General features: G+C 40.0%; 21 protein-coding genes and 1 rRNA gene. 15 read left to right on the plus strand and 7 right to left on the minus strand.

The window, feature by feature from the left end:
• Window positions 1-135: 135 nt before the first annotated feature.
• Both rrf and glsB read left to right on the plus strand, forming a co-directional pair.
• A 5S ribosomal RNA gene (gene rrf, locus I6F41_RS13880) occupies window positions 136-250 on the plus strand.
• Window positions 251-401: 151 nt separating this feature from the next.
• Window positions 402-1,325: a glutaminase B gene (gene glsB, locus I6F41_RS13885; RefSeq protein WP_011328992.1), complete on the plus strand. Its 924-nt coding sequence runs from the start codon at window positions 402-404 to the stop codon at window positions 1,323-1,325.
• Between the two features lie 22 nt (window positions 1,326-1,347).
• On the opposite strand, the gene I6F41_RS13890 is transcribed toward glsB, so the two are convergent.
• Entirely contained in the window at window positions 1,348-2,652 is a 1,305-nt protein-coding gene (locus I6F41_RS13890; RefSeq protein WP_011328991.1) for an inosine/guanosine kinase, read from the minus strand.
• 178 nt (window positions 2,653-2,830) lie between these two features.
• On the opposite strand from I6F41_RS13890, the gene tadA reads away from it, so the two are divergent.
• Entirely contained in the window at window positions 2,831-3,337 is a 507-nt protein-coding gene (tadA, locus tag I6F41_RS13895) for a tRNA adenosine(34) deaminase TadA (RefSeq protein ID WP_089368672.1), read from the plus strand.
• Here the strand turns inward: tadA and I6F41_RS13900 are convergent.
• Both I6F41_RS13900 and mltF read right to left on the minus strand, forming a co-directional pair.
• The gene (locus tag I6F41_RS13900; protein ID WP_167376939.1) at window positions 3,334-3,501 is read right to left on the minus strand and encodes a hypothetical protein; all 168 of its coding nucleotides are present in this window, start codon (window positions 3,499-3,501) and stop codon (window positions 3,334-3,336) included. The two genes, tadA and I6F41_RS13900, sit on opposite strands and share 4 nt — an antisense overlap.
• Window positions 3,502-3,696: 195 nt before the next feature.
• The gene (gene mltF, locus I6F41_RS13905; RefSeq protein WP_011328988.1) at window positions 3,697-5,109 is read right to left on the minus strand and encodes a membrane-bound lytic murein transglycosylase MltF; all 1,413 of its coding nucleotides are present in this window, start codon (window positions 5,107-5,109) and stop codon (window positions 3,697-3,699) included.
• 211 nt (window positions 5,110-5,320) lie between these two features.
• Between mltF and purL the strand changes: the two genes are divergently transcribed.
• From purL to I6F41_RS13925, 4 genes are all read left to right on the plus strand, one after another.
• Window positions 5,321-9,211: a phosphoribosylformylglycinamidine synthase gene (gene purL / locus I6F41_RS13910; protein WP_089368671.1), complete on the plus strand. Its 3,891-nt coding sequence runs from the start codon at window positions 5,321-5,323 to the stop codon at window positions 9,209-9,211.
• Between the two features lie 155 nt (window positions 9,212-9,366).
• On the plus strand, window positions 9,367-11,835 hold the full coding sequence (locus I6F41_RS13915) for a YdbH domain-containing protein (protein WP_182684356.1): 2,469 nt from the start codon (window positions 9,367-9,369) through the stop codon (window positions 11,833-11,835).
• 2 nt (window positions 11,836-11,837) lie between these two features.
• Window positions 11,838-12,035, plus strand: coding sequence for a YnbE family lipoprotein (locus tag I6F41_RS13920; protein ID WP_011328985.1), 198 nt, complete (start codon window positions 11,838-11,840; stop codon window positions 12,033-12,035).
• A gap of 11 nt (window positions 12,036-12,046) precedes the next feature.
• Window positions 12,047-12,376, plus strand: coding sequence for a YdbL family protein (locus I6F41_RS13925; RefSeq protein WP_182684355.1), 330 nt, complete (start codon window positions 12,047-12,049; stop codon window positions 12,374-12,376).
• 50 nt (window positions 12,377-12,426) lie between these two features.
• Here I6F41_RS13925 and I6F41_RS13930 read toward each other — a convergent pair whose 3' ends face one another.
• Window positions 12,427-12,975 (minus strand): DUF1415 domain-containing protein, encoded by a 549-nt coding sequence (locus I6F41_RS13930; protein WP_182684354.1) that lies wholly within the window; start codon window positions 12,973-12,975, stop codon window positions 12,427-12,429.
• Window positions 12,972-14,255 (minus strand): lipid IV(A) 3-deoxy-D-manno-octulosonic acid transferase, encoded by a 1,284-nt coding sequence (waaA, locus tag I6F41_RS13935; protein WP_089368668.1) that lies wholly within the window; start codon window positions 14,253-14,255, stop codon window positions 12,972-12,974. Before waaA ends, I6F41_RS13930 begins: the two co-directional genes overlap by 4 nt.
• Window positions 14,256-14,493: 238 nt before the next feature.
• On the opposite strand from waaA, the gene I6F41_RS13940 reads away from it, so the two are divergent.
• Together I6F41_RS13940 and hldE are read left to right on the plus strand one after the other, a co-directional pair.
• Window positions 14,494-15,084: an SIS domain-containing protein gene (locus tag I6F41_RS13940; protein ID WP_011328981.1), complete on the plus strand. Its 591-nt coding sequence runs from the start codon at window positions 14,494-14,496 to the stop codon at window positions 15,082-15,084.
• On the plus strand, window positions 15,084-16,523 hold the full coding sequence (gene hldE / locus I6F41_RS13945; RefSeq protein WP_011328980.1) for a bifunctional D-glycero-beta-D-manno-heptose-7-phosphate kinase/D-glycero-beta-D-manno-heptose 1-phosphate adenylyltransferase HldE: 1,440 nt from the start codon (window positions 15,084-15,086) through the stop codon (window positions 16,521-16,523). Before I6F41_RS13940 ends, hldE begins: the two co-directional genes overlap by 1 nt.
• Window positions 16,524-16,626: 103 nt before the next feature.
• Here the strand turns inward: hldE and I6F41_RS13950 are convergent, their stop codons facing one another.
• Complete coding sequence (locus tag I6F41_RS13950) at window positions 16,627-18,132, minus strand: capsule assembly Wzi family protein (RefSeq protein WP_089368980.1); 1,506 nt, start codon at window positions 18,130-18,132, stop codon at window positions 16,627-16,629.
• 210 nt (window positions 18,133-18,342) lie between these two features.
• Here I6F41_RS13950 and I6F41_RS13955 point away from each other — a divergent pair, with 210 nt between their 5' ends.
• Window positions 18,343-19,413 carry a glycosyltransferase family 1 protein gene (locus I6F41_RS13955; RefSeq protein WP_182684353.1) on the plus strand — a complete coding sequence of 357 codons (1,071 nt, stop codon included), beginning with the start codon at window positions 18,343-18,345 and terminating at the stop codon, window positions 19,411-19,413.
• Window positions 19,413-20,498 carry a glycosyltransferase gene (locus I6F41_RS13960; protein ID WP_182684352.1) on the plus strand — a complete coding sequence of 362 codons (1,086 nt, stop codon included), beginning with the start codon at window positions 19,413-19,415 and terminating at the stop codon, window positions 20,496-20,498. Before I6F41_RS13955 ends, I6F41_RS13960 begins: the two co-directional genes overlap by 1 nt.
• Before the next feature lie 13 nt (window positions 20,499-20,511).
• Here I6F41_RS13960 and I6F41_RS13965 read toward each other — a convergent pair whose 3' ends face one another.
• Window positions 20,512-21,231, minus strand: coding sequence for a 3-deoxy-D-manno-octulosonic acid kinase (locus tag I6F41_RS13965; protein WP_197108654.1), 720 nt, complete (start codon window positions 21,229-21,231; stop codon window positions 20,512-20,514).
• 123 nt (window positions 21,232-21,354) lie between these two features.
• Between I6F41_RS13965 and I6F41_RS13970 the strand changes: the two genes are divergently transcribed.
• The 4 genes from I6F41_RS13970 (at window position 21,355) to tdh (ending at window position 25,416) form a co-directional block, all read left to right on the plus strand.
• The gene (locus I6F41_RS13970; RefSeq protein WP_011328975.1) at window positions 21,355-22,413 is read left to right on the plus strand and encodes a glycosyltransferase family 9 protein; all 1,059 of its coding nucleotides are present in this window, start codon (window positions 21,355-21,357) and stop codon (window positions 22,411-22,413) included.
• Window positions 22,413-22,970, plus strand: a complete 558-nt coding sequence (gene gmhB, locus I6F41_RS13975; protein WP_011328974.1) for a D-glycero-beta-D-manno-heptose 1,7-bisphosphate 7-phosphatase — start codon at window positions 22,413-22,415, stop codon at window positions 22,968-22,970. The genes I6F41_RS13970 and gmhB overlap by 1 nt, the downstream gene beginning before the upstream one ends.
• A gap of 176 nt (window positions 22,971-23,146) precedes the next feature.
• Window positions 23,147-24,340 (plus strand): glycine C-acetyltransferase, encoded by a 1,194-nt coding sequence (locus tag I6F41_RS13980; RefSeq protein WP_011328973.1) that lies wholly within the window; start codon window positions 23,147-23,149, stop codon window positions 24,338-24,340.
• Between the two features lie 50 nt (window positions 24,341-24,390).
• On the plus strand, window positions 24,391-25,416 hold the full coding sequence (gene tdh / locus I6F41_RS13985) for an L-threonine 3-dehydrogenase (RefSeq protein ID WP_011328972.1): 1,026 nt from the start codon (window positions 24,391-24,393) through the stop codon (window positions 25,414-25,416).
• Window positions 25,417-25,427 lie beyond the last annotated feature (11 nt).

Below are 25,427 nucleotides of genomic sequence, written 5' to 3' on the forward strand. Positions count from 1 at the left end.
CAGTAGTGAAACGAAACAGCGCCGATGATAGTGTAGCATTTGCTATGTGAAAGTAGGACATTGCCAGGCTCCAAATTTAGTCGAGAGACTTTAAATTGAATAAATTATAAAAATAAGAAAATTGAAACGAATTTTCTTGGTAACAATAGCGTTTTGGACCCACCTGACCCCATGCCGAACTCAGTAGTGAAACGAAACAGCGCCGATGATAGTGTAGCATTTGCTATGTGAAAGTAGGACATTGCCAGGATTTAAATTAAAGAAACCCGTTACAGTAATGTAACGGGTTTTTTGCTTTTTAGAATTTATAAAGTAAGCACAAGCTATTTAAAAAGTGAAAGCGTACTTACTGCTTGCATGCTAAAATTCTGCTTTATATAACCGTGTAATTGAGGTTTCTATTGCCTACTACTGATTATCAACAAGTATTGAATGACATAACCCAAGAGGTAGCTCCCTTATTATCACAAGGTAAAGTGGCCGATTATATTCCGGCGTTGGCAGAGGTTGATCCCGAACAATTTTCTATTGCTATTTACACTACCTCAGGCGAAACATTTTGTGCGGGTGATTGTACGCAACAATTTACTATTCAATCTGTATCAAAAGTAATGACATTAACGTTAGCATTACAACGTTATGGTGATGAGCTGTGGCATCGCGTGGGGAAAGAGCCATCAGGAACTGCATTTAATTCGCTTACTCAGTTGGAATTTGAAAAAGGCATACCTCGTAACCCATTTATTAATGCAGGTGCGATTGTAACCTGCGATGCTTTATACAGTCGCTTATCGGCTCCTATGCATACTATGCTTGAAACATTTCGGGCTTTATCGGGGAATAGGTGTATAGCAATAGATAAAAAGGTAGCAAACTCAGAATATGAGTTTAGGCATAGAAATGCGGCTATGGGGCATTTAATGAAGTCATTTGGTAACTTTGAAAATGAAGTGGATGATGTGCTTTGGGCTTACTTTAACTTTTGTGCTATTGAACTAAATTGTATTGAACTGGCAAAAGCGTATAATTTTTTAGCTAATAATGGGATTGATAACACTTCAGGTAAACGGGTGTTACCGAGCCGTCAAACTAAGCAGCTTAACTCTTTACTCTTTACCAGTGGTTTATATGATGCAGCAGGTGACTTTGGTTATAGGGTAGGTATGCCGGGGAAATCTGGGGTGTCTGGTACGGTTTTAGCGGTATTACCTAATAAATTTACTGTTGCGGTATGGTCACCAGGGTTAAACTCTTTTGGCAACTCGGTGGCGGGAATAGCAGCATTAGAGCTGCTATCAAAAAAACTCGACATTTCAATATTTTAAGGAGCTATTGCTCCTTAAAATCTTATTTATCCCAGTAGACTAGTTCGAGGCAATCTTCGCGCTCTGGTAAACCACGAGATAAGCGAGGAGAGTGCTGCACTAATACTTCAAAGCTTGCTCTGTTAGCGTATTTACTTATTTGTGATAATGACGAGTAGGTAATTGCTTTTTGCTGGTGTTTTGCTGAGTTACTGACGTTTATTTTATGATAAACATTGGCAGATAAATCATGTAAAACCGCCGCAAGCGCACAATCACCAGCACCATTGGTGTTTTTGATTGAATCAGGGCCACCCATAAATGGGGCTGTGTGGCTATAGGCTCTAATTGGATCATCACAGTCAGCTTTGCGCATAGCACGTGAGAACTCATAACGATTAAAATCTGGAATTGCACCAGGTAATAATGTGTACTCGGTTTCGCGTTTTAATTGCTCGTCAACGTAACCTGCCATGAATAAGCCTTTTTCACCGGCAGTACAAATTACTAAGTCGACCCAATCAAGCGCTTTATCAGCTGCTAAAAGGGGATCTTCAAAACCAGTAATTGCCAAGCCTTCCTCTTCGTTCATTGCAAGAATATCGACATGCTTTTCAACAAAGTTAGCCCACCAGGTTGGATCTTGTTCAATTAAGAATTTAGTTCCAAGTGTAAGTACCACAGGTACACCAGCATCATTAGCGTATTTAACCGCTTGTATGGTGGCTTCTGTCATGGTTTCTGCGCCTTGAGTGCGCATTAAATAAGCACTGATCACCAACGCGGAAGAATTTTCAATAAGGCTTTTATCGATAGATTCAGGGCGTAAGTGGTTCATTAACCCTGCACTTATAGCAAAGGTTCGCTCACCAGTTTCATCAATTAGTGTAAAGCAGCGACCAATTGGCCCATCTACTGGTTGTAAATAATCTAAATCTACGCGGCTTGAGGTATTACATAAAAAACGATAAGCATAACTGCCTATATTTATGTTTTCACTCATTACGCCCAATAGCACAGATCTGTCATCGGCAAGTACTGAATAGTTGTGCATAGTATTACCAACGGTTCCGCCAGCATACTCGTAGTCAACCATTTCATGTAGCTTTAAACGCTCATATAAGGCGTTAGTGACGTCACTATCTATAACTTGTGACATGCCTCGTTGCAGCTTAAATTCATCAAGGAAAGCTTGATCGACCTTGGCTTCGATATCGACAACAATCTGATCGATTCCGGTAATATAGCTACTGTGTAATCTTTCTGTGGCGTTAAGTTGATTAGTTAGTGGATCTTTGGCTTCCACTGGAAAATAATGTTTATGCCTGCGACGTCCAGGAAATTTCATTTGCTACCCGTATTGTGAGCTAAATAAAAAAAGCGTGAGATTATAGCGCGAATCCCCCCTTAGGAGCCACGATAAACCGTTTTAATTTGTTTTATTTTTGCAATAAATGCCGTAATTACGCACTTTAATTAGCTAACTTGATATAATTCATGCATAAAAAATAATTAAAGTAGCTTCAATGAACGAACGATTTGATGACAACTATTGGATGCAACAAGCGTTAACGTACGCAAAGCAAGCAGAACAACTAGATGAGATCCCTGTTGGTGCCATTCTTGTTAAAGACAATCAGCTTGTTGCTGCAGGGTATAACCGTTCTATTACTGATAATGACCCATCAGCTCATGCTGAAATGATGGCTGTACGTAAAGGCGGTAAAGCACTTAATAATTATCGTTTAATTGATTGCACGCTTTATGTGACCTTAGAGCCATGCTCTATGTGCGCGGGGTTATTAGTGCACAGTAGAATTAAGCGTTTAGTGTTTGGTGCTGCCGATGCTAAAACAGGATCTGCTGGCTCGATTATGAATTTGTTGCAAGAGCCTAAGCTAAATCATCAGGTGGAGGTATTAGGTGGTGTACTAGAGGGGCAGTGCGCTACTATTATATCTGACTTTTTTAAGCGCAGAAGAGCGCAAATTAAGGCAGCCAAAAAGGCTGCTCGTAATAGCAATGAACTTTAACTTGCTGCCATTAAAGCATCTAGCTCTGCCATTTTTTGCATTGCAAACATTCGGCGGCGCCAAATTATTTTTTTATGTAAATTACGCAGCATAACGCGGCGTCGAGTTGCTGTTGAGTTAATTGTTTTTCGTTTGAATCTTTGCGTGCGTTTACGTTTTAGCATGTTTTCTCCTAATGCAATAATGAGAAATGCACAAATTATATCCAAATTACTCAGATGTTTATCATTAATTAATGTGAATATATAATTAACACACATTATTGAACATTTGATGACAAGTAAACAGTTTTTTAATTACCCAGGGCGTATTTACTTAGAGTAATGAATTAGTTGTTATTATTATCGTTTGTCAGTTTACTATTTTGCTTCAACCTCATCCCCAATTTTAGGGGCAACTACAGGTGCTTCTGGTTTTTCTTCTATTGCGTTATTTTCATCAAGCCAAACTAGGGCATCGTAATAACGGCGAATATTATCAACATAGCTCACCGCAACATCACCACGAGAATAGCCATAACGCGTTTTTCGGTAGTAACGTTTTTTAATTAGTAATGGTAAGCGCTTTTTAACATCGGCCCACTTATCAGGGCTTGCGCCTTGTTGTTTAGTAATAATTCGTGCGTCGTTTACATGTCCCCAGCCTACATTATACGCAGCAAGTGCGAGCCAGGTTCTGTCTGGTTGTGGAATACGATCAGGGATACGTTTAATTAGTTTACTTAAGTATTTTGCGCCACCGCGAATATTTTGCTCTGGCTCTAGCCTATTAGTAACCCCAACCTGCTTAGCTGTATTACGGGTTAGCATCATAATTCCTCGCACCCCAGTTGGGGATTTTGCTCGCGGGTTCCACATAGACTCTTGATAGCTTAATGCTGCGAGTAAACGCCAATCAAGTGTTCCTGCATATTGTTCAAACCATGGTTGGTATTTAGGCAGTGTTTCTTTTATTGCTTCAATATAGGCAAGTGTATTTACGTAGTTAAATTGACGAACGTGACCAAAGTATTTTTCTTCAAGTACATAAAGTTGATTATTTTGTTTTGCTTCACCAAAAAAAGGGACTAATAAAGCATAAAGCGAATCGTCATTTGATTTACGCAGCATCCACGCGATCGGGTCGTTATGCGTAATTGAAAAACCAATACTTAAATTAGGGTGATAACGACGAAATAACGATAACGTATGGGTGTCGGCTAAAGTGTAATCTATTTCGCCATCAATAACGGCTTGTAGTAACTCTTCTTCGTCAAATTCTTCGGTTTCGCTCCAGTTAAGTTCTGGATTGCTTTTTTTTACTTTTTGTAAAGTAAGTGAGTGACTACTTTTAGCTATAACCATGAGATTACCAGTTAAATCATCATAGTCGCGTGGTCGCTCTATACCTTGTTTATACACTAGTTTTTGACTAATGGTTCGGTAGGTAGGGCCAAAACGATATTGTTGTGCACGTGTTTTATTATAGGTAAGGCCTGAGGCAATTAAATCAAGATCACCGCTTTGCAGGCGTGCAAACATGTCTGATAAATTAAAAAATGGGACTATTTCAAGCTCTACACCTAAATAGTCTGCAAAGGCCTGAGAAAGCTCGTATTCAAAGCCTTGCTCACCTTGTACTGCCTGATAATAGTTACTGGCACTGGCTAATGTACCCACTCTAATTTTGTTTTGCGCTTTTATTTGGGCAAGTTGAGTCGACTGCTCTTGTATATCGCATGCACACAACAGCATAACTAAAGTAATAATTATGATTAGTTTTTCTTTCAACATTGTTTGCCTCTTTAACGCCCTAATCCCCGTTATAACAAAACTTAGCCATTACGTCACTTAGCGTTTAGTTTTATTCGTTTCGAGTGGCTGTAAATAAAGAAAAAAAGTTAATTTTATGAAAAGCGAAATTATGAGTTAAATCTAAGTGCTACTTAGACTATAATGTTGCCCTAAAATATCGTTCAATCCCTAACCCCGGATGAAATTATCTATGTTGATCCTTCGTGGTGCACCAGCACTTTCAGAGTTCAGAGTTAATAAAATTTTAGCGCGTTGCCAACAATCGCAACTTCCTGTCACCAACGTATATGCTGAATATGCGCACTTTGCCGACTTAACATCGCCATTGAGTAGCGCTGAGCAAACCAAGCTTGAAAAACTATTAACCTACGGTCCAACTATTGCTGAGCATACCCCAGCAGGTAAACTTGTATTAGTAACACCTCGCCCTGGCACTATTTCGCCTTGGGCTTCTAAAGCAACCGACATAGCCCATAACTGTGGCTTAAAGCAGGTTCATCGTGTTGAACGCGGTATTGCTTATTATGTTGAAGGTGAGCTAAACGCAGAGCAACTTTTACAAGTAACGGCGTTATTACATGACCGTATGACCGAAGCAACACATAGCCAGTTTGAGGATGCTGCGCAACTATTTCGCAGTGATGCACCGCGTCAAATGTCATCTGTAGACATTTTAAGTGGTGGGCGAGAAGCGCTTGCAATTGCTAACGTTGAACAAGGTTTTGCCCTTGCAGATGACGAAATAGATTACCTAGTAGAAAACTTTATAAAGTTAGGCCGTAATCCTAACGATATCGAATTGTTTATGTTTGCCCAAGCAAACTCAGAGCATTGTCGTCATAAAATATTTAATGCAGACTGGACAATCGATGGTGAAGAGCAGCCAAAGTCGCTGTTCAAGATGATTAAAAATACTTTTGAGAAAAACCCTGAAAATGTATTGTCGGCATATAAAGACAATGCCGCGGTAATGAAAGGCTCAAAAGCGGGGCGCTTCTTCCCCAATGCGCAAGGTGAATATGCGTATCATCAAGAAGACATCGAAATACTAATGAAAGTTGAAACTCATAATCACCCAACCGCCATAGCGCCATTTTCAGGTGCTGCTACAGGCTCAGGTGGTGAAATACGTGATGAAGGTGCTACTGGCCGTGGTTCTAAGCCTAAAGCTGGTTTAGTTGGCTTTACTGTTTCTAACTTACGTATTCCTGGTTACGAGCAACCGTGGGAAAGTGATTTTGGTAAACCTGGGCGTATTGTTACCGCTTTGGATATTATGACTGAAGGGCCGCTTGGCGGCGCTGCATTTAATAATGAGTTTGGCCGTCCTAACTTGTTAGGTTACTTTCGTACCTATGAAGAGCAAGTGACAAGCCATAATGGCCTTGAGGTACGTGGTTACCACAAACCAATTATGCTTGCCGGTGGTTTAGGTAATATTCGCACAGACCATGTACAAAAAGGTGAAATTCCTGTTGGTGCTAAGCTCATTGCTTTAGGTGGCCCAGCAATGAACATAGGTTTAGGCGGCGGTGCAGCATCAAGCATGGCGTCTGGGCAATCAAATGAAGATTTAGATTTTGCTTCAGTACAACGCGAAAACCCAGAAATGGAACGTCGTTGCCAAGAAGTTATCGACAAATGTTGGCAGCTAGGTGATGAAAACCCAATTGCGTTTATTCACGATGTGGGCGCCGGTGGTTTATCAAACGCATTTCCTGAACTAGTAAATGACGGTGGCCGTGGTGGTAAGTTTCAACTACGCGATATTCCAAATGATGAGCCAGGTATGGCACCACACGAAATTTGGTGTAACGAATCGCAAGAGCGTTATGTACTTGCCGTAGGTGTTGAAGATTTTGACCGTTTTGAAGCTATTTGTAAGCGCGAACGAGCACAGTACGCGGTAATAGGCGAAGCGACTGCTGAGCCACACCTAACGGTTGCCGATAGCCACTTTGATAATAACCCTGTTGATTTACCACTAGACGTATTATTAGGTAAAGCACCTAAAATGCATCGCGATGTAACCTCAAAGCAGGTTGTAGGTAAAGCACTTGATGTTACAAATATTAATGTAGCAGATGCGGCGCAGCGTTTATTGCGCTTACCAACCATTGCAGAAAAAACCTTCCTTATTACAATTGGCGATCGCTCGGTAACAGGCTTAGTAGCGCGCGACCAAATGGTTGGCCCTTGGCAAGTGCCTGTGGCTAACTGTGCTGTAACTGCTGCTACATACGATACTTACCATGGTGAAGCTATGTCGTTGGGCGAGCGCACTCCTGCAGCGCTATTAAATTACGCTGCATCGGCGCGTTTAGCTGTGGCAGAGTCGTTAACAAATATTGCCTGTGCAAATATTGGTAGCCTTGAAAATATTAAGCTTTCGGCTAACTGGATGGCAGCAGCGGGTCACCCTGGTGAAGATGCTGGTTTATATGAAGCAGTAAAAGCCATAGGTGAAGAACTTTGCCCAGCGCTTGGTTTAACAATTCCAGTAGGTAAAGATTCTATGTCGATGAAAACGACATGGAAAGATGAAGGTGATTCACAAGAGAAATCAGTAACATCACCGCTATCGTTAATTATCACTGCCTTTGGCCGTGTTGACGATGTACGTAAAACAGTGACACCGCAGCTACGTACCGACAAAGGCGAAACATCACTTATTTTAGTTGACTTAGGTGCGGGTAAAAACCGCATGGGCGCATCAAGCTTAGCGCAGGTTTATAAGCAATTAGGTGATATAACGCCTGATGTTGATAGCCCAGAGTTATTAAAAGGCTTTTATAACGCCATGCAAGTATTGGTAGCTGATAGTAAGTTACTTGCTTATCATGACCGTTCAGACGGTGGTTTATTTACCACAGTTGCCGAAATGGCATTTGCTGGCCACACAGGTGTAACTGTTGATATTAATGGCTTAACAGGCAACGACATTGAAGCGCTTTACAACGAAGAGCTTGGCGCTGTTATTCAAGTGGCTAATAGTGATTTAGATGCAGTTAATGCGGTACTTAAAGATCATGGCTTAGCGACAATCAGCCATATTATAGGCACGCTTAATAGCGACGATGCGATTGTATTTAACCGTGGTAAAAATACCGTGCTGAGTAACACGCGTACAGAGCTGCGTACTATGTGGGCAGAAACAACGTATCAAATGCAGGCGCGTCGCGATAACCCTGAGTGCGCTAAGCAAGAGTTTGATGCCAAATTTGATGTTAAAGATCCTGGCTTAAACGTTAAGTTAAACTTTGACTTAAACGAAGATATAGCAGCACCGTATATTGCAACGGGCGCTAAACCACCAATGGCTATTTTACGTGAGCAAGGAGTTAACTCTCATCTAGAAATGGCTGCCGCATTTAATCGTGCTGGTTTTGCTGCCATTGATGTACACATGAGCGATATTCTAGAAGGGCGTTTATCGCTTGAGCAGTTTAAAGGCTTAGTGGCATGTGGTGGTTTCTCTTACGGTGACGTATTAGGTGCAGGCGAAGGTTGGGCTAAGTCGATATTGTTTAACGACATGGCGCGTGAACAGTTCCAAAGCTTTTTCCACCGTGAAGATACCTTTAGTTTAGGTGTGTGTAACGGTTGCCAAATGTTATCTACTTTAAAAGAGTTGATCCCAGGTACTGAGCATTGGCCACGTTTTGTAACGAATAAGTCAGAGCGTTTTGAAGCACGTTTTAGCTTAGTAGAAATACAAGAAAATCCATCGGTATTCTTTAATGGTATGGCTGGTTCGCGTATGCCAATTGCAGTATCGCACGGTGAAGGTCATGCTGAATTTGCAAACGATAACGCAGTTAAAGCAGCATTAGACTCGGGTACTGTAGCGGTTAAGTTTGTAGATAACTACGGTAATCCTACAACGCAATACCCAGCAAATCCAAATGGCTCGCCAGAAGGGATTACAGGTATTACCTCAACCGATGGACGTGCAACAGTAATGATGCCGCATCCTGAGCGCGTATTCCGTGCTGTTGCTAACTCTTGGCACCCAGATGAGTGGCGAGAAGATAGCCCGTGGATGCGTATGTTCCGCAACGCGCGTAAAAATGTAGGTTAATAACCTAACTGCTCAATTTAGGTTCATTTAAGTTGAGTATAATAAAAAGGCTGCCTTGTGCAGCCTTTTTTGTTTATGATTACCTAGAACCTAGAACCTAGAACCTAGAACCTAGAACCTAGAACCTAGAACCTAGCACTAATATTAAGGATAATATGTTTAAGCGTGTGAGTTTAATTATTAGCAGTTTATTACTAAGCATAATTTTGCTTGGTTATATATTTCGTTTGCCATTAGTCCAGTGGGCTATAACACCGCAATTAGAAAAAGCGGGTATTACACTCAGTTGCTTAGATTTTTCGGTTACAGCTCAATTAAATGTTCATGCCGACAAAGTATGCTTAACTTATCAAAATCAACAATTAGAGCTAATCGATATTACTGTAAATACAAAGCAAGTGATTGTTGAGCATGCAGTATTAAGTATAAATCCACTTCCCAAAAGTAATCAAAGTAGCTCCGCGGCAAAAAAACTTGCTCTCGCGCTGCCAGAAAAACGTCCATTAATTGCTATAAAACAGCTGGTAATAAAGAGTAATGACTTTAACAAGCCACTAAAAATAAATTTAGCAGAGCCGATTTTAAATCAATTTAATATAACAGGCGATATAAACGCTAAAGCAATTTTAGCTAATAATAAACTAACAGGGCAGTTTTCTGTTGATGACTCTCTGTTAAAGCAGCTTATAAATACCGAAAATACAGCCGTTGCAGGTATTAGCTTTAGTACTCAGCAAGTATTTAGCTTTGATGGTATTGAACTGCAGTTAAATGGCGATGTAAACGCACAGTTTGAATATGCTATGGAGCAGTGCCGGCTTGAAGCATTGGCTAATGGTAGGTTAATTATTGGTTTTAATTTAAATAGTAAATTAGTTGAGCTAGATTCGAGTTTGTTAAACAATAAATTAAATTTAACGCCTACGTGTAGCTCACTCGTTCCGCCGAGTGATTATGCTGATTTTATAGCTGAGCAAACCCCTTTAAATTGGCAGATTAAACTTCCTAAAGTGATTAGTATTACTAATAACCACCTTACTTTGCCAATGCTAAATATAATTAGCGAAGGAGATAATCAATTTGAAATAACTCTAATGGAGTCAGAGCTTAATTTTACCAACCTTTGGGCGGATTTTAAAAGCATGTTAGCGGTTAGTATAAGTACGCCAGATATTAAAAACATTGAGCTTAATGCAGAATTTAAAAATAACACACTTAAAGGTAATTATACTGTTGCGCTTAATTCACTTCCCGATTTTATTGCCAGTACTAGTAGTAATAAAATTAGCGCTAATAAAGTTAACGCCTCAGGGCAATTTAATTTAATAAATATAGTCGATGGAAAACCAAGTGGTAATGCTACAAGTAGATTAACAGCCGCAAAGGTTGATTTTGCACAACTGAGTGTAGAGCAATACGAAGGTCGCTTAACGGCACAGCTAGATGATGCTTTAAACGCACAAATAACACTAAAAACCCTATTTAAAACGTTAAAATATAACGAATTTAAATTAACAGATATAAGCAATACCATAACTGCTAAAGCAAATTTAAGTCATGGTGAATTATTTGCAGACCTTAGTGCTAATACAGTAATAAATAAATTTAATAGCCCTGTTATAAAACTCAATAATATAAAAGTTGCTTCTACAGGATTGCAAAGTCGCGCTCTAAAAGCATCACATCACGTATTTGTAAACGATATTGAATTAGCGGTAAACCATCATATATCGGCAGTGGAACATCCATTTGAAATAGTAGTACCTACACAAAGTATAGTGTTATTAAATACCTTTATTCATCAGTTTGAGCCATTAGCGCAGCTTACACAGGGAACGTTTAATGGCCGAATCAGCGGGGATGTAAATTTACAACATGCCTCGTTTGCAATGGAGTTAAACAACGTAAGTGCGCTTTATAACGATTACCTTGCTAGCGATTTAAGTAGCCAATTTGTTGGCGAATATAATTCAGGGCAGCTTAATGTAAAACCCACTACCTTTAACTTAAATGAACTAAGGGCTGGTGTTGTTATTAAAAACATTAAAGGGAACTGGCAGGTTAAAAACAATAATGCGCGTATGTTTGACATTGCAGGAGCGTTATTTGATGGTGAGTTTAGCCTTGATAAATACTCGCTTAATGACCTGCAGCAAGTTGCTAACGTTAAATTTAAAAACATTGATGCCAGTAAACTTATTACACTTGATGAACAGTCGGGGATTACGCTTTCAGGGCGTTTTGCCGGCACTTTGCCAGTGCACTTTAATAACACAGGTATTGAGGTAGTAAATGGCAGTTTAAGTAATCAAGGAACGGGTAAGTTAATGATTACTAATAACGCCGCATTTGATTCAGTTATGCAGCAGCAACAAGAGTTACAGCCTGTATTGGGATTACTTAAAAATCTTGATATACAAAAGCTTAATAGCAGTGTGGCACTTAAAAGTGATGGTTGGCTAAAGCTTGGCGTAAATTTGCAAGGTTATAATAAGCAAGCAGAGCAGCAAGTTAACTTTAATTATAATCATGAAGAAAATATATTTACTTTATTACGCGCATTGCGCTTAAGTGATGAAATTACACAAAAAGTTGAGCAACAATACTCACAAAAAGGAAACTAATGATGAAACAGTCGTTAAGCATAAAAGTACTTATTGTATTTGCAGCAATAAGTGCCCTTGGTGCGTGTACGCACCGAGTAGAGGTAGCTGCTAAAGAGCCTATTACAATTAATTTAAATGTGAAGGTTGATCACGAAATTCGTGTAAAAGTAGATAAAGAACTCGATAATTTATTTAGTGACGACAGTGAGTTATTTTAAGGAGCTAGGATATGAAAGTTAACAACAAATTAAGCATAATTACATTAGTTAGTGCTGTATGTATGTCTTTTTCGGTATGGGCTATTAGTTTAGATGATGCTAAAAGCCAAGGTTTAGTAGGCGAAGATAGCTCAGGCTATTTGGGTTTAGTGGTACAAAATGCAGAGGCTAAAGTGGTCGTTGATACCATTAATGCTAAGCGTAAAGCACAGTATTTAAAATTAGCGCAAAAAAATAACTTGTCACTGTCGCAAGTAGAGGCGTTAGCGGCGGCAAAAACAATCGAAAAAACTCAAAGAGGTCATTTTGTTGAAGTAAATGGTAATTGGGTTAAAAAATAACGAGTTATTTACTGTTATATGCTATTTACTGTTATATATAACCGAGCGCTTTAAGCGCTCGGTTTTTTACACCCTTCGAGTAACTGTTGCCAAAAATCGATACCCTTGCGCCTTGCTAAATTTATATTATGCTCAGGTATAGATTCGGGTTCGTTATAACTCTCAAGTGCTGCACTCATACTTGCTTCGCGAATTAAATGCAAAGTAGGAAAAGGGGAGCGATTAGTATAGTTTGCCGCATCGCTTGCATCGCTATCGGCAAATACATAATCGGGATGAAAATTAGCAATTTGATACTTACCTTCAAAACCTTGGGCTACTAACAGCGCGTTGGCTAAGTCAACCAAGTCTAAAAAGTCTTCAAAGTCGCAAAAGCCGTTATCAAACATAATAAGTGTGGTTTCGCGTGCAGCCTCTCGGTCAAGCTCAATACATTGCTCAAGCATGTCCATTACTGCATCGTCTATGCTGCTTGCAGGGCTTACAAAATAATGAATACAGTTATTTTCTACTTCTTTGCGGGCAAAGGGACAAAAGTTATATTTTACAATAACATTTGAAACCCATTCGCGGGTTTGGCTTATGGCTATGTAGGTCACGGTTTGGGCTCTAAATATTGATTAATAATGTTAAGTGTTTTTTGTATAGCACCTTGGTTATTGGCCACGCATTGCGCTGCTTTTTTACCTAAAGTTTGGCATGCTTTGCTGTTTTGATTTAATGCTATAAGTTGTTGTGTTAGCTCATCAGCATTATCAACCACAATAGCGCCTTTGAGCTTTATAAGCTCAGGGTAAATATGATCAAAGTTATAGGTATGGACTCCGCTGATAACGCCCACTGAAAATGCAGCTGATTCAAGTGGATTATGGCCACCACGGCGAATTAAACTGCCGCCAATAAAGCTCACATTAGCAGCGCCATATAAGTATTGCAGCTCGCCAAGCGTATCTGCTAACAAGACGTTTTCGTTATTATAATTATTATTGCTGCGACGACTAAAACTCAGTGTACTTTGCGTTAGTAAATCTGCAACCTTATCGAACTGTTCAGGATGACGCGGCGCTATTATGAGTAACGCATTGGGTTGTTTTTCTAATAGATTTTTATGAGCGCTAATTACCTGCTCATGCTCGATAGGGTGAGTGGAGCCTGCAACCCATATAAAGCGCTGCTCTAAATTATAAAGCTGTTTGAGTGCAGTTACCTTAGTTAGTTGCTCTTGGGTAGGTGTAATATCAAATTTTATTGAACCTGTAACTTTACTTTTATGTGGCTCAAGGCCAAGCTCTATAAAGCGTTTGGCGTCAGTTTTATTATGACTGGCTAATACAGTGATAGAGCGCATAATAATATGCGTTAGCTTAGCTACTTTTTGATAACCCTGTTGCGATTTTTCAGACAAGCGAGCGTTTAAAACAAGTACCGGAATATTTCTATTGCGACTACTTGCCATAAGGTTGGGCCACAGTTCAGTTTCTAAAATACACAGGGCTTGTGGCTTTACTCGTTTTAAAAATCGGGCGGTTGCAAATGGAAAGTCCATAGGTAAGTAGCAGCAGGCTACCGTGTTTTTAAACTGCGTAATGATTTGCTCACGACCAGTAGGGGTGTTGCACGTTATAAGTATATTTAATTTAGGGTGCGCTTTTTGTACTGCTTTGATCAGGGGGGTAGCGGCGAGTACCTCACCTACAGATGCACAATGCACTAGCAGCGGCTTATTGTTATTGGCAAATAAAGACTTGTCCACAAAACCAAAGCGCTGTTTAAAGTGCGCTCTATAACCTGGGTTTTTTTTACCGCGTAATACATATAAATAAAATACGATTAGTGGGCTAATAATCATTAATGCGAGTGAATAAAAAATGCGTGCCATACTAAGCTTTTATAAGGGTAAGTCGTCTTAGTTTAACGTGAAAATGATCAATTCTAAACACAGAAAAGATAAAATATGGTTTGTGTTCAGCTGCTACCCGATAAAATAATAATAACGCTATTCAAGTTAGCTCAAAATACCTGTTTCAGTAATATGTATATTGAGGTGATTTGGGTATAGATTTATGGAATAATGAAATTAATTTTTCCTGCCATTTCAATTCCTAGAGGAATTTACCATGTCAATTATCGATTCAGTAGCAACGAGTTACCTTGAGAGTTTAAATCGTCATTTAGCATTATTTGAAACGATGGAGGCTTATCATCAAGAGTCTATGCAATTGTTAGAAGTGTGCCATAGTGCATTACAAGCAGGCGGTAAGGTTGTTTGGCTTGGTAACGGTGGTAGTGCGGCCGATGCACAGCATTTAGCGGCAGAATTTGTAGTGCGTTATAAATTAGAGCGTGGTCCACTTGCATCTATGGCACTTACAACCGATACGTCAATTTTAACTGCGCACAGTAACGACTATCATTTTGACACTGTGTTTGAACGCCAAGTACAAGCCTTATGTAAACCAGAAGATTTAGTTATAGGGTTAACCACATCAGGTACAAGCGCCAATATTAATCTAGCGTTAGCAGCAGCGAATAAAATAGGGGCCTTTACCGTAGCATTAACGGGGCGTGATGGCGGTGAAGTTAAAAATATTGCCAAATTACCTATAATTATTAAAAACGATGAAACAGCGCGAATTCAAGAAGCACACATGTTTATTGGCCATTGGTTATGTGAAGCTATTGATATGGTAGTTGCGGAGCAGCAGTAATGGATTTATCGCTATTAAAAAACTTATCAGCCGCACGTATTTTGGTGGTTGGCGATGTAATGCTTGACCGTTATTGGTATGGTGATTCAGGGCGTATTTCCCCAGAAGCTCCGGTACCGGTAGTAAAAGTAAGTAAATTAGAAGACAAAGCCGGTGGCGCAGCAAACGTGGCTAAAAATATAGCCCGATTAGATGGTAAAGTAGGCCTACTTGGCTTAATAGGCGAAGATGAAGGTGGACAGATACTAGAAGGCATTTTAGAAGGTGAAAAAATAAATTCACAGTTAGTAAGTGTATGCGACTTACCGACAATTTCTAAAATGCGAGTGATTAGCCGTCATCAGCAAGTTGTACGGTTAGATCTAGAAGAGACGTTTACAGAGCAACACAGCCAGCTGTTATTAAACCGTTTAGAGCTAGTACTTGATGAGTACGATTTTATAGTATTTTCTGATTACAATAAAGGTTCATTGAGCCTGATTGAAAACATGATAAGCCTAGCTAAAAAAGCAGGGAAAACGGTACTCGTTGATCCTAAGTCGTCTGATTTACATTTATATAGAGGTGCAGACTACATTACACCAAATTTAAATGAGTTTAAATTAGCGGGTGGGCAAACAGACTCAGAAGAGGGCTTGGCAACAAGTGCGCGTAAGCTCATAAGTGACGCAGGCATAAAAGCAATGTTGCTAACGCGTTCAGAGCAAGGAATGTCGTTAATTAGTGCGACTGAAAAATATGATTTTGCCGCGCAAGAGCTTGAAGTCAGTGATGTAACCGGCGCAGGCGATACAGTTATAGCAACTCTAGCCGTGATGCTAGGGGCGGGAATGACACCTAAAAATGCGGTGGAAATTGCTAACTTAGCAGCGGGCATTGCGGTGAGTAAATTAGGTGCGGCCACAGTGTCGCCAGAAGAACTTAGTCGTAAGCTGGGTCAATATTTACATGCCACTGGTGAGCATTATCAAACTCCGTTTGACGATGTGCTGCAGCATATAGAGTTTGCAAAACAAAATGGCGAAACAATTGTATTTACCAATGGCTGCTTTGATATTTTGCATGCTGGGCACGTACGCTATTTAGCACAAGCAAAAGCGCGTGGCGATAGATTAGTGGTGGGGCTAAATAACGATGCGTCTATATCACGATTAAAAGGCGCCGATAGGCCAATTAATCCGCTAGATGAAAGAGCTATGGTATTAAGTGCACTTTCCTCTGTTGATTGGGTTATTCCATTTGGTAGTGCGGATGAAAATGACACACCGGCTAAATTAATTGAGCAAATTAGCCCAGATATTTTAGTTAAAGGTGGCGACTACACGGTTGAACAAATAGCCGGTGCTGAGCATGTACTGCTTCACGGCGGAAAAGTTGAGGTGCTTGAGTTTTTAGATGGTTGCTCAACTTCAAAAGTGATTAGTAAGATTAAGCAGTAATTACGACGGTTATTAATGAATTAAAAAAGGGATGAAAACAGTGTTTTCATCCCTTTTTATTTGCACTTATTATCCTAGTTTAGGATAGCCAAAAATCCCGAATTTAAAAGTTATATTCATATTTAGCAAATGCAGATGTGTCGTTTTCTGCTGCATCGTTATTTGATGCAAAAGCGCCTAGCGTTAAGCGCCCACCCATAGCAAGTTGCCTGTAACGTATTTCAAGCTGTTTACTGTTATAAGCTGTTTTAGTAATGGTATTGCCTAAATCAGGGTTATTAGGGTAGCGATCGCGGTTATCATTGTTGTAATCAACATCGCGTAATTTAACTTGCCAATCATCTCCATTTGAAAGCTGGCCTAGCACAGTTAGTACTAGTGATTGCGCGTCATTATCAAATGTTGAACCTATGGTACGGCCATGGTAGCGGTAACCAGATTTGTAATCTGAATGCTCGTAATAGCAGTTTTCACTGCTTGATTCAGCAGAGCATGTTACGCCCGTATCTATGTACTCTACATTTACTAATACGTTTTGATCATAAATACGATGAGTAGTTTGTACACCAAATAAATAGGCTCTGTCGACAGGTTTAAACTTTGAGCTGGCATCTTCACCAATGGTACTTGCATAAATTGCGTACGGTTGGCTAAATAAAGTGTCAGACCAGCGAATATCTATACCCGCAAGTTGATTACCAATCTTAGATTTTAATTCATCATCACAAGTAGTAGTGCCATCTATACAAGCTGCTTCACCTGTCACTATATCAATAAAGTCACTCGCTGAACTAGGTTGGCCATCGCCAGCCCATTGCGCTGACCAGCTCAGTGCAATTTCTAATTGCTGTAGTGGTCTAAAGTTAACGCGAGTACTCCACAGTAAAGCATCAGGAATTACACGAGTAGATTCTAACTGAGCCATTTGCGCGGTAAATCCCCATTGGCCTAACCAGCTTAGCCAAGGGGTTTCAAAGGCAGTGCTTTGCTCTCGAGTCACGCTCATTGCAGGCAATGGTTTAGCGTTGCCCGACATTATTAAACTATTATCAACCCCCGGGCCCCAAAACTGCTCTATGGCACCGGCTCTAAAAATCCAGTTACCTAAACGGTAAGCTATATAACTGCCATCAAAGGAGGTGTCATTACAGTCAGTAAGTGCTTGCTCATCTAGCACTATATCGTCTGCAGTTTTCCCAGTAACAAAACACTTTTTGCCATCATTGCGATAATTAACCGCTACTTTAGCGGCAAAACTGTCGCCTAAATAGGCGTAGGCAGCAGATGCTTCTGACTCTTGGGTATTAGTTGCGCCAAAACTGGTGGCAACAATAGTATCTGAACTTGCAAAAGCAGACAGTTGTACACTATGAGAGCCCGTATTTTCAGACTTGTAACGATGTTTTACCCGTAATAAAGCATCTTGCAAGTTTGGCGATAACTGGCCTAGGGGAGTGTTATCTACTTCACTTATAAAGCTCTTCCACATTAGAGGGTAAGTGGTTACCGGGGCTAAAATAACGCCAGCATCGGCTAAAAGTTGAATATCAGCTCTTAACCCATAATCATCTGGTTTTACCCATGGCTCTGCGTTAACCGGCGCGCTCATTGCGCAAAAAAGTGAAGACAATATAAAAATTTTGTTTCGCAAAGTTCAGATCCTTGTGATTTAAATTACCTTAAGTTTAGCAATCAAAGCACTTTATTGCAGTAACTAAATGGGCGCAGTAAGGCTAAAAATAAGATAAAAAGGGTCGCTATCTATCGCTAAAACTATGTGATTGATATACTGAGTGCCAAATCGGAAATTGAGATTGTAATGAGCAAAAAACGACTTTTATTTATTCCTGTATCATCACCAGAGGGTATTGGTGAATATATGCGTTCACTTTTGCTAGCGCAAACGCTAGAAAATGAATGCTCAGGGGATATAAATATCCACTTTATTTTAAATAAACATACGGCTTATGCTAAAAGTTGCCCTTTTGAAACCACACTTTTAGAGAGGTCGGCAACCAAAGAAACTAAAGCAGTTTGTCAATTTATTGAGCAATATAAGCCTGATGTGGTGGTGTTTGATTGTGCTGGTCGTGCTGAGCATATGAAAGCGGCAAAAAAAGTGGGCGCAAAAGTTGTTTTCATCTCGCAACATGAGAAAAAACGAGCCAAAGGATTAAAGCTTAATCGTATTGGTTTAATTGACGTGCACTGGGTAATACAGCCAGATTACTGCATCGAGCCACTTACATGGCTAGAAAAGCTTAAATTAAATACCTTTGCTTTAGCACCTCCGCATAATGTAGGTCCCTATACTGCGTTTGCCTCTGAGCAACAAAAGCAGCAAGTATTAAACGACTATGATTTAACAAAAAATGAATATTTTATAGTGAATGCAGGCTCAGGCGGACACACTTTAAACGGTCAAAATTGTGCTGATATTTATTTTCAAGCTGCACTGGCCATCACTCAACGTACCTCGCTAAAGGGGGTTGTTGTTTTTGGGCCCAATTACACCAAGCCGTTACCGCAAACTGATGAATTAATTTGCATACCAAGTCAGCAGGGTAGTGAGTTTTTGGCATTGTTAAGCCAAGCTAAAGTAGCGCTATTAAGTGCGGGCGATACATTATTACAAGCTATTGCGGTACAAACTCCTACAGTCGCTTGCGCTATATCAAAAGATCAAAGTAACCGTATTGCACGCTGCGTTACTACTGGCGTGGTAATAAAAGCTAAACTCGATATTTTAGACATAACCAATAAAGTAAATGAGATTATCACTGAACCTAATTATCAAAATATACTCAGTAACTACGCGTTATTTGCAAACGTGCATAGTTTTGATGTAATTAACCAAGGTGTAAAAGCATTATTATTTGGAAGTAAATAATGAATATAGTGATAGTAATTGATTCACTGGTTGGCGGTGGTGCTGAAAAAGTAATGCTTACTTTGGCTGAGCAAATAGCGACACTTAAACACAATGTGACTATTTTATCACTCGCTAATAGCGTTGAATACGATATCCCAAGTAACTTACAAGTTGAGAGCTTATTTACGGATAGAGCGTCGAAGGTTGACCGTTTTTGGCTACGAAAAGCAAGTGTCGCTAAACTAGAGTCGTGGTTTGAAAAAAAGAAAAGTGAAGTCGGGTACATTGACTTAGTACTGTCAAATTTAGATCGTAGTAATAACCTGCTTGCGCGTAGTAATGTCGAAAATATCCATTTTGTTATGCATAACTCAGTAAATGCTGAGCTAGCAAGGCAAAAAAAATTAGGGCCTCTTTCTTATTTATACCTTAAAAAAAGTAAACAAAATTTAAATGGTAAATCACTCATTTGTGTATCCAAAGGGGTTGAAAATGAAATTACCCAAGGTAACTTAATTACTCCAAGTGCGATCACTACAATTTATAACCCATTCGATTTAAAAAAAATCAATCAGCAAGCCAGTGAGCTAAACACTAACATTCCTAATGTGCCTTACCTTATTCATGTTGGGCGATTAGCCAAGCAAAAACGTCACGATATTTTATTCGCAGCGTTTGCTAAGTTAGATAAAAAGTACAAACTAGTACTGTTATGTAACAAACCGACAAAGGCATTAAAACTTGCACAGCAATATGGAATTGCAGAGCAACTGATTGTGCCAGGGTTTGAGCAAAATCCGTATAATTGGATAAAACATGCCAAAGCGCTAGTATTAAGCTCAGATTTTGAAGGCTTGCCAACGGTATTAATAGAAGCACTTGCAGTAGGTACACCAGTGGTGAGCACTAACTGTACTTTTGGCCCCAGCGAAATACTAACAGGTGCGCTAAGTAAGTATTTAGTGCCAATACAGCAAAGTGAGCAGTTAGCACGTGTAATTGAACAAGTGCTGGCAGATAAGCCAAACGTTACAAATGCAGCTATTTTACAACAAGTAAACGCAGAGCAAGTGGCTGCCAAGTACTTAGCTTTAGCTAACTAGCAGCTAAAGTAAGTTAGCGCTTAAGCTTTGTGTAACTGGCATACAAGGCTTGCCAGTCGCTGGCTTGCCAGTTAAACACAGGGTTGCGGCCTTGTTCTTTTAAAAACGAGCGCATTAGGCGTTCCATATTACTTTGTTGCCATTGTAAGGCGGGCGGTTTAATTTCGCCGCGATCAAAGTCAATAATATATACTTGGCCAGTGTCATTAAATAAAATATTATTAATGTTTAAATCTGCGTGGTATACGCCTTTACGGTGAAAGAGCGCAATGGTTGTTGCTATACTTGTTAATTCAGATTCAGTTAAAGCACGCTCAACAAGTATATCCAGTACACTTTTGGCACCTGTTACCGCCTCGGTAATAATATCACCGCGGTAAATTAACCCGCTTCGAGTCACTTTTGCAGCAATGGGAGTTGGTACATTTAAGCCAAGCTCAATTAACTGCGCCATTAAGGCAAACTCTTTATATACTCGCGTTTGCTCAAAGCCTAAATACAAGTATTGGTCACTGAGTAATTTACCGACCAAGCCACCGCGCCAATAATGTCTTAGCACAGCGGTTAGTTCATTATTTTTAAAAAACCACGCCATTGCGCGGCCTTTTTTAGCACCCACTATTTTATTTTGTTGCTGCCAGTAGTCGGCATTAAACCAGTTTAAATTAACCTGATTTTCATAACTAGGGTGGCTCAGCAGAGTATGCTTACCTTGGACGTGTTGTTTGAACATAGCTCACGGGTATTACTTAAATATGCGCCTATGTTAGCGCGTTTTAAAGCCGAGGATAAGTACTTGCAATAGCGCGATTATAATTTAAGATCGGGTTTTACTATTTAATGCCCAAGGAAACGCGTGACTTCAGTGCCTAACTACTCCTCTATTTGTATTTTACGACTCTCTGCTATTGGCGATGTATGCCATGCTGTGAGTGCAGTACAAGCGATTCAAAAAGCGCATCCTAATGCAAAAATCACTTGGGTTATTGGCAAAGTAGAAGCTATGTTATTGGCTAACTTACCCGGTGTTGAGCTGGTGGTGTTTGATAAAAAACAAGGCCGCGTAGCACTGAAAAATTTAAAGCAAACTTTTAAAGGGCAAAACTTTGATGTACTGCTTAATATGCAGGTGGCATTAAGGGCCGGGTTTGTTGCACGTTGTATTCCTGCAAAAGTTAAAATAGGCTTTGATTGGGCGCGCTCAAAAGAACTGCATAGCCTATTTATAAATAAACGCATTGCAGCGCAGCCACATGCGCACGTGTTAGAAGGGTTTAAAGGCTTTGCTAAAGCCATTGGCGTAAATGATTATCAGCCAAGTTGGGAAATGCCTTATACACAGCAAGATCAAAACACAGCCGATGAATTACTCACTGCAGAATATTTATCTAATAAGCTGTTTGTTATCTCTCCAGCAGCAAGTAAAGCGCAGCGTAATTGGCTTCCCGAACGTTATGCCGCGCTTGCTGATTATGCCCATCAGCAGGGATTTAAAGTGGCCTTGACCGGCGGCCCTACCGAGCTGGAAATAAACCTTGCCAATAATATTATTAAACACAGCCAACACAGCATTTTAAACCTAGTTGGTAAAACTAAGCTTAAAGAATTGTTGTGCGTGTTAAAACGCGCCAGTGTAGTACTAGCCCCAGATACTGGCCCTGCCCATATGGCAGTAACGGTAGGCACTCCTGTTATTGGGCTATATGCCCATTCAAACCCAGCGCGTACAGGGCCGTATTTATACCAAAACTATGTGGTTGAGGTATATCATCAAAACTTGCTTAAACAAACGGGTAAAACAGCGCAGCAGCTGCCTTGGGGCACACGTATTAAAGGTGACGATTTAATGAGCCAAATTACCATTGATGCGGTAAAAGCTATGTTTGATCATGTTGTGCAAAAAGAGTCGTTATAATGAATCAATCACAAAAAAATAAAGCGCTATTTTTAGATAGAGATGGCGTAGTAAACGTTGATCATGGCTATGTGTATCAAAGTGAGCGGTTTGAATTTATCGAAGGAGTATTTAGCACGTGCAAGGCATTTTATGATGCCGGTTATAAAATTATTATTGTAACTAATCAGTCAGGTATTGGCCGTGGTTATTACACCGAGGCTGACTTTATAGCACTGACCAGCTGGATGAAAGCACAGTTTAGCGCACATCAGATATTGATAAGCGACGTTTATTTTTGCCCTCATCATCCTAAAAATGCATTGCCTGAGTATTTAAAACAGTGCGCTTGCAGAAAACCAGCCCCTGGTATGCTACTACAAGGTATTAGTGAGCATAATATCGATCCGCAGCAAAGTATTATGGTAGGCGATAAAAAAAGTGATATGCAAGCTGCAGAACAAGCTGGCATTGCCACGCGCGTATTGGTGCACTCTGGCCAGCAGTTTGATGACAGCGCCAAACAAACTGCAGATTTTATTTTCAATTCAATTAATGATTTACCAGCACTTTTATAAATTTAAATACGCCCCCCAATTCAGGCACTGTAAACTGGCAGGAATTGCTGCCAAATTTATAATTTGCGATGAACTGCAAACAGTGCATTTTATTCGTTAAACTTTTACAATACCCCACATAATAAACAGTAGCTTTGTTTTGCTGTTTAACCTGTTAAATAAAATGGAGACTAAAGATGAGAGCATCTGCTTTTTTTAGCCAGCTACAACAGCAAATTGAAGACGTAAAAACTGAAGGTTTGTATAAAAGCGAGCGTATTATTTTATCGCAGCAGCAAGCTCAAATTGAAGTTGCATCAGGCAAAGTAATTAACTTTTGTGCTAATAATTACCTAGGCTTAGCAAATAGCCCTGAGCTAATAAAAGCAGCGCAAGATGGCTTAGACGCACATGGTTTTGGTGTGGCCTCAGTACGCTTTATTTGTGGTACGCAAGATATTCACAAAACGTTAGAGAAAAAAATCAGTGAGTTTTTAGAAACTGAAGATACTATTTTATACTCATCGTGCTTTGATGCTAATACAGGTCTGTTTGAGACTATTTTAGGCGCAGAAGACGCGATTATTTCGGATTCACTTAATCATGCTTCAATTATCGATGGCGTACGTTTATGTAAAGCTAAGCGTTTTCGTTATGCTAATAACGATATGGCTGACCTTGAAAAGCAGCTTATTGCCGCGACCGAAGCAGGTGCTAAAACTAAGCTAATTGCTACAGATGGCGTGTTCTCTATGGATGGCGTTATTTGTGATTTAGCCACTGTGTGTGATTTAGCTGATAAATACGATGCATTAGTAATGGTTGACGACTCGCATGCTGTGGGCTTTGTTGGCGAAAATGGTAAAGGCACACCAGAGTATTGTAACGTGCTTGATCGCGTAGATATTATTACCGGTACCTTAGGTAAAGCATTGGGCGGTGCATCAGGTGGTTATACATCAGGTAAAAAAGAAATTGTTGAGTGGTTGCGTCAACGTTCGCGTCCTTACTTATTTTCAAATTCATTAGCTCCGGCAATTGTGACTGCATCGATTAAAGTGCTTGAAATGCTAGAAAGTGGTGGCGAGCTTCGCGCTAAGCTTTGGTCAAACGCTAAATACTTCCGCGAGCAAATGGAAGCAGCTGGCTTTACCTGTGGTGGTAAAGATCATGCCATTATTCCAGTTATGCTAGGCGATGCTAAAGTTGCATCATTAATGGCTGATAAGTTATTAGTTGAAGGTATTTATGTAACCGGTTTTTCATTCCCTGTTGTACCTAAAGGTCAGGCACGTATTCGTACCCAAATCTCAGCTGCACATAGCATTGAACAACTTGATACCGCCATTGCTGCCTTTACCCGTATTGGTAAAGAAATGGGCGTTATTTAATTTTATTGTAAACCGCGCTATAGCCGCGGTTTTTTAGTTGAGTGTGAATTATGAAAGCATTATCTAAATTAAAAGCAGAACCGGGTATTTGGATGACAGATGCGCCAAAACCAGAAGTTGGCCATAACGACCTGCTAATTAAAATTCGTAAAACTGCAATTTGTGGCACCGACGTTCATATTTATAAGTGGGACGAGTGGGCGCAAAAAACTATTCCTACACCTATGGTTGTTGGCCATGAGTATGTTGGCGAAGTGGTCGATATGGGCCAAGAAGTACGTGGTTTTAAGGTTGGCGACCGAGTATCTGGCGAAGGCCATATTACGTGTGGCCATTGTCGTAACTGTCGTGCAGGGCGCGTACATTTATGTCGTAACACCACAGGTGTAGGCGTAAATCGCGAAGGTGCATTTGCTGAATACTTAGTTATACCAGCGTTTAATGCGTTTAAAATTCCTGATAATATTTCAGACGAATTAGCATCAATTTTTGACCCTTTTGGTAATGCCGTACATACCGCGCTGTCGTTTGATTTAGTCGGCGAAGATGTATTAATTACTGGTGCAGGCCCCATTGGTATTATGGCAGCAGCAGTGGCAAAGCACGTAGGCGCACGTCACGTAGTTATTAGCGATGTAAACGAATACCGCTTAGAGCTAGCACGCAAAATGGGTGCAACACGCGCTGTTAACGTAGCCAACGAAAAGCTTGAAGATGTAATAAAAGAGCTAGGTATGACTGAAGGCTTCGATATTGGTCTTGAAATGTCGGGTGTACCAAGTGCTTTTAATTCTATGCTAAATAATATGAACCATGGCGGTAAAGTTGCCATGCTAGGTATTCCACCATCAGATATGGCGGTAGACTGGAACCAAGTGATTTTTAAAGGCTTAGTGATCAAAGGTATTTATGGCCGTGAAATGTTCGAAACCTGGTATAAAATGGCAAGTCTTATTCAATCAGGTTTAGACTTAAACCCAATTATCACTCATCAATATTCAATAGACGACTTTCAAGCTGGTTTTGATATGATGATTTCAGGACAATCAGGCAAAGTGATACTAAACTGGGATTAATTTAGTTTAAT

This window comes from Pseudoalteromonas sp. SCQQ13, assembly GCF_015864415.1.
Taxonomy (GTDB): Bacteria; Pseudomonadota; Gammaproteobacteria; order Enterobacterales; family Alteromonadaceae; genus Pseudoalteromonas; species Pseudoalteromonas nigrifaciens.

Bases quoted from the DNA above. Each gene is read 5' to 3' on its own strand.
- I6F41_RS13890 (WP_011328991.1), bottom strand. From the start codon at position 2,652: ATGAAATTTCCTGGACGTCGCAGGCATAAACATTATTTTCCAGTGGAA.
- tadA (WP_089368672.1), top strand. From the start codon at position 2,831: ATGAACGAACGATTTGATGACAACTATTGGATGCAACAAGCGTTAACG.
- I6F41_RS13900 (WP_167376939.1), bottom strand. From the start codon at position 3,501: ATGCTAAAACGTAAACGCACGCAAAGATTCAAACGAAAAACAATTAAC.
- mltF (WP_011328988.1), bottom strand. From the start codon at position 5,109: ATGTTGAAAGAAAAACTAATCATAATTATTACTTTAGTTATGCTGTTG.
- purL (WP_089368671.1), top strand. From the start codon at position 5,321: ATGTTGATCCTTCGTGGTGCACCAGCACTTTCAGAGTTCAGAGTTAAT.
- I6F41_RS13915 (WP_182684356.1), top strand. From the start codon at position 9,367: ATGTTTAAGCGTGTGAGTTTAATTATTAGCAGTTTATTACTAAGCATA.
- I6F41_RS13920 (WP_011328985.1), top strand. From the start codon at position 11,838: ATGAAACAGTCGTTAAGCATAAAAGTACTTATTGTATTTGCAGCAATA.
- I6F41_RS13925 (WP_182684355.1), top strand. From the start codon at position 12,047: ATGAAAGTTAACAACAAATTAAGCATAATTACATTAGTTAGTGCTGTA.
- waaA (WP_089368668.1), bottom strand. From the start codon at position 14,255: ATGGCACGCATTTTTTATTCACTCGCATTAATGATTATTAGCCCACTA.
- I6F41_RS13940 (WP_011328981.1), top strand. From the start codon at position 14,494: ATGTCAATTATCGATTCAGTAGCAACGAGTTACCTTGAGAGTTTAAAT.
- hldE (WP_011328980.1), top strand. From the start codon at position 15,084: ATGGATTTATCGCTATTAAAAAACTTATCAGCCGCACGTATTTTGGTG.
- I6F41_RS13950 (WP_089368980.1), bottom strand. From the start codon at position 18,132: ATGAGCGCGCCGGTTAACGCAGAGCCATGGGTAAAACCAGATGATTAT.
- I6F41_RS13955 (WP_182684353.1), top strand. From the start codon at position 18,343: ATGAGCAAAAAACGACTTTTATTTATTCCTGTATCATCACCAGAGGGT.
- I6F41_RS13960 (WP_182684352.1), top strand. From the start codon at position 19,413: ATGAATATAGTGATAGTAATTGATTCACTGGTTGGCGGTGGTGCTGAA.
- I6F41_RS13965 (WP_197108654.1), bottom strand. From the start codon at position 21,231: ATGTTCAAACAACACGTCCAAGGTAAGCATACTCTGCTGAGCCACCCT.
- gmhB (WP_011328974.1), top strand. From the start codon at position 22,413: ATGAATCAATCACAAAAAAATAAAGCGCTATTTTTAGATAGAGATGGC.
- I6F41_RS13980 (WP_011328973.1), top strand. From the start codon at position 23,147: ATGAGAGCATCTGCTTTTTTTAGCCAGCTACAACAGCAAATTGAAGAC.
- tdh (WP_011328972.1), top strand. From the start codon at position 24,391: ATGAAAGCATTATCTAAATTAAAAGCAGAACCGGGTATTTGGATGACA.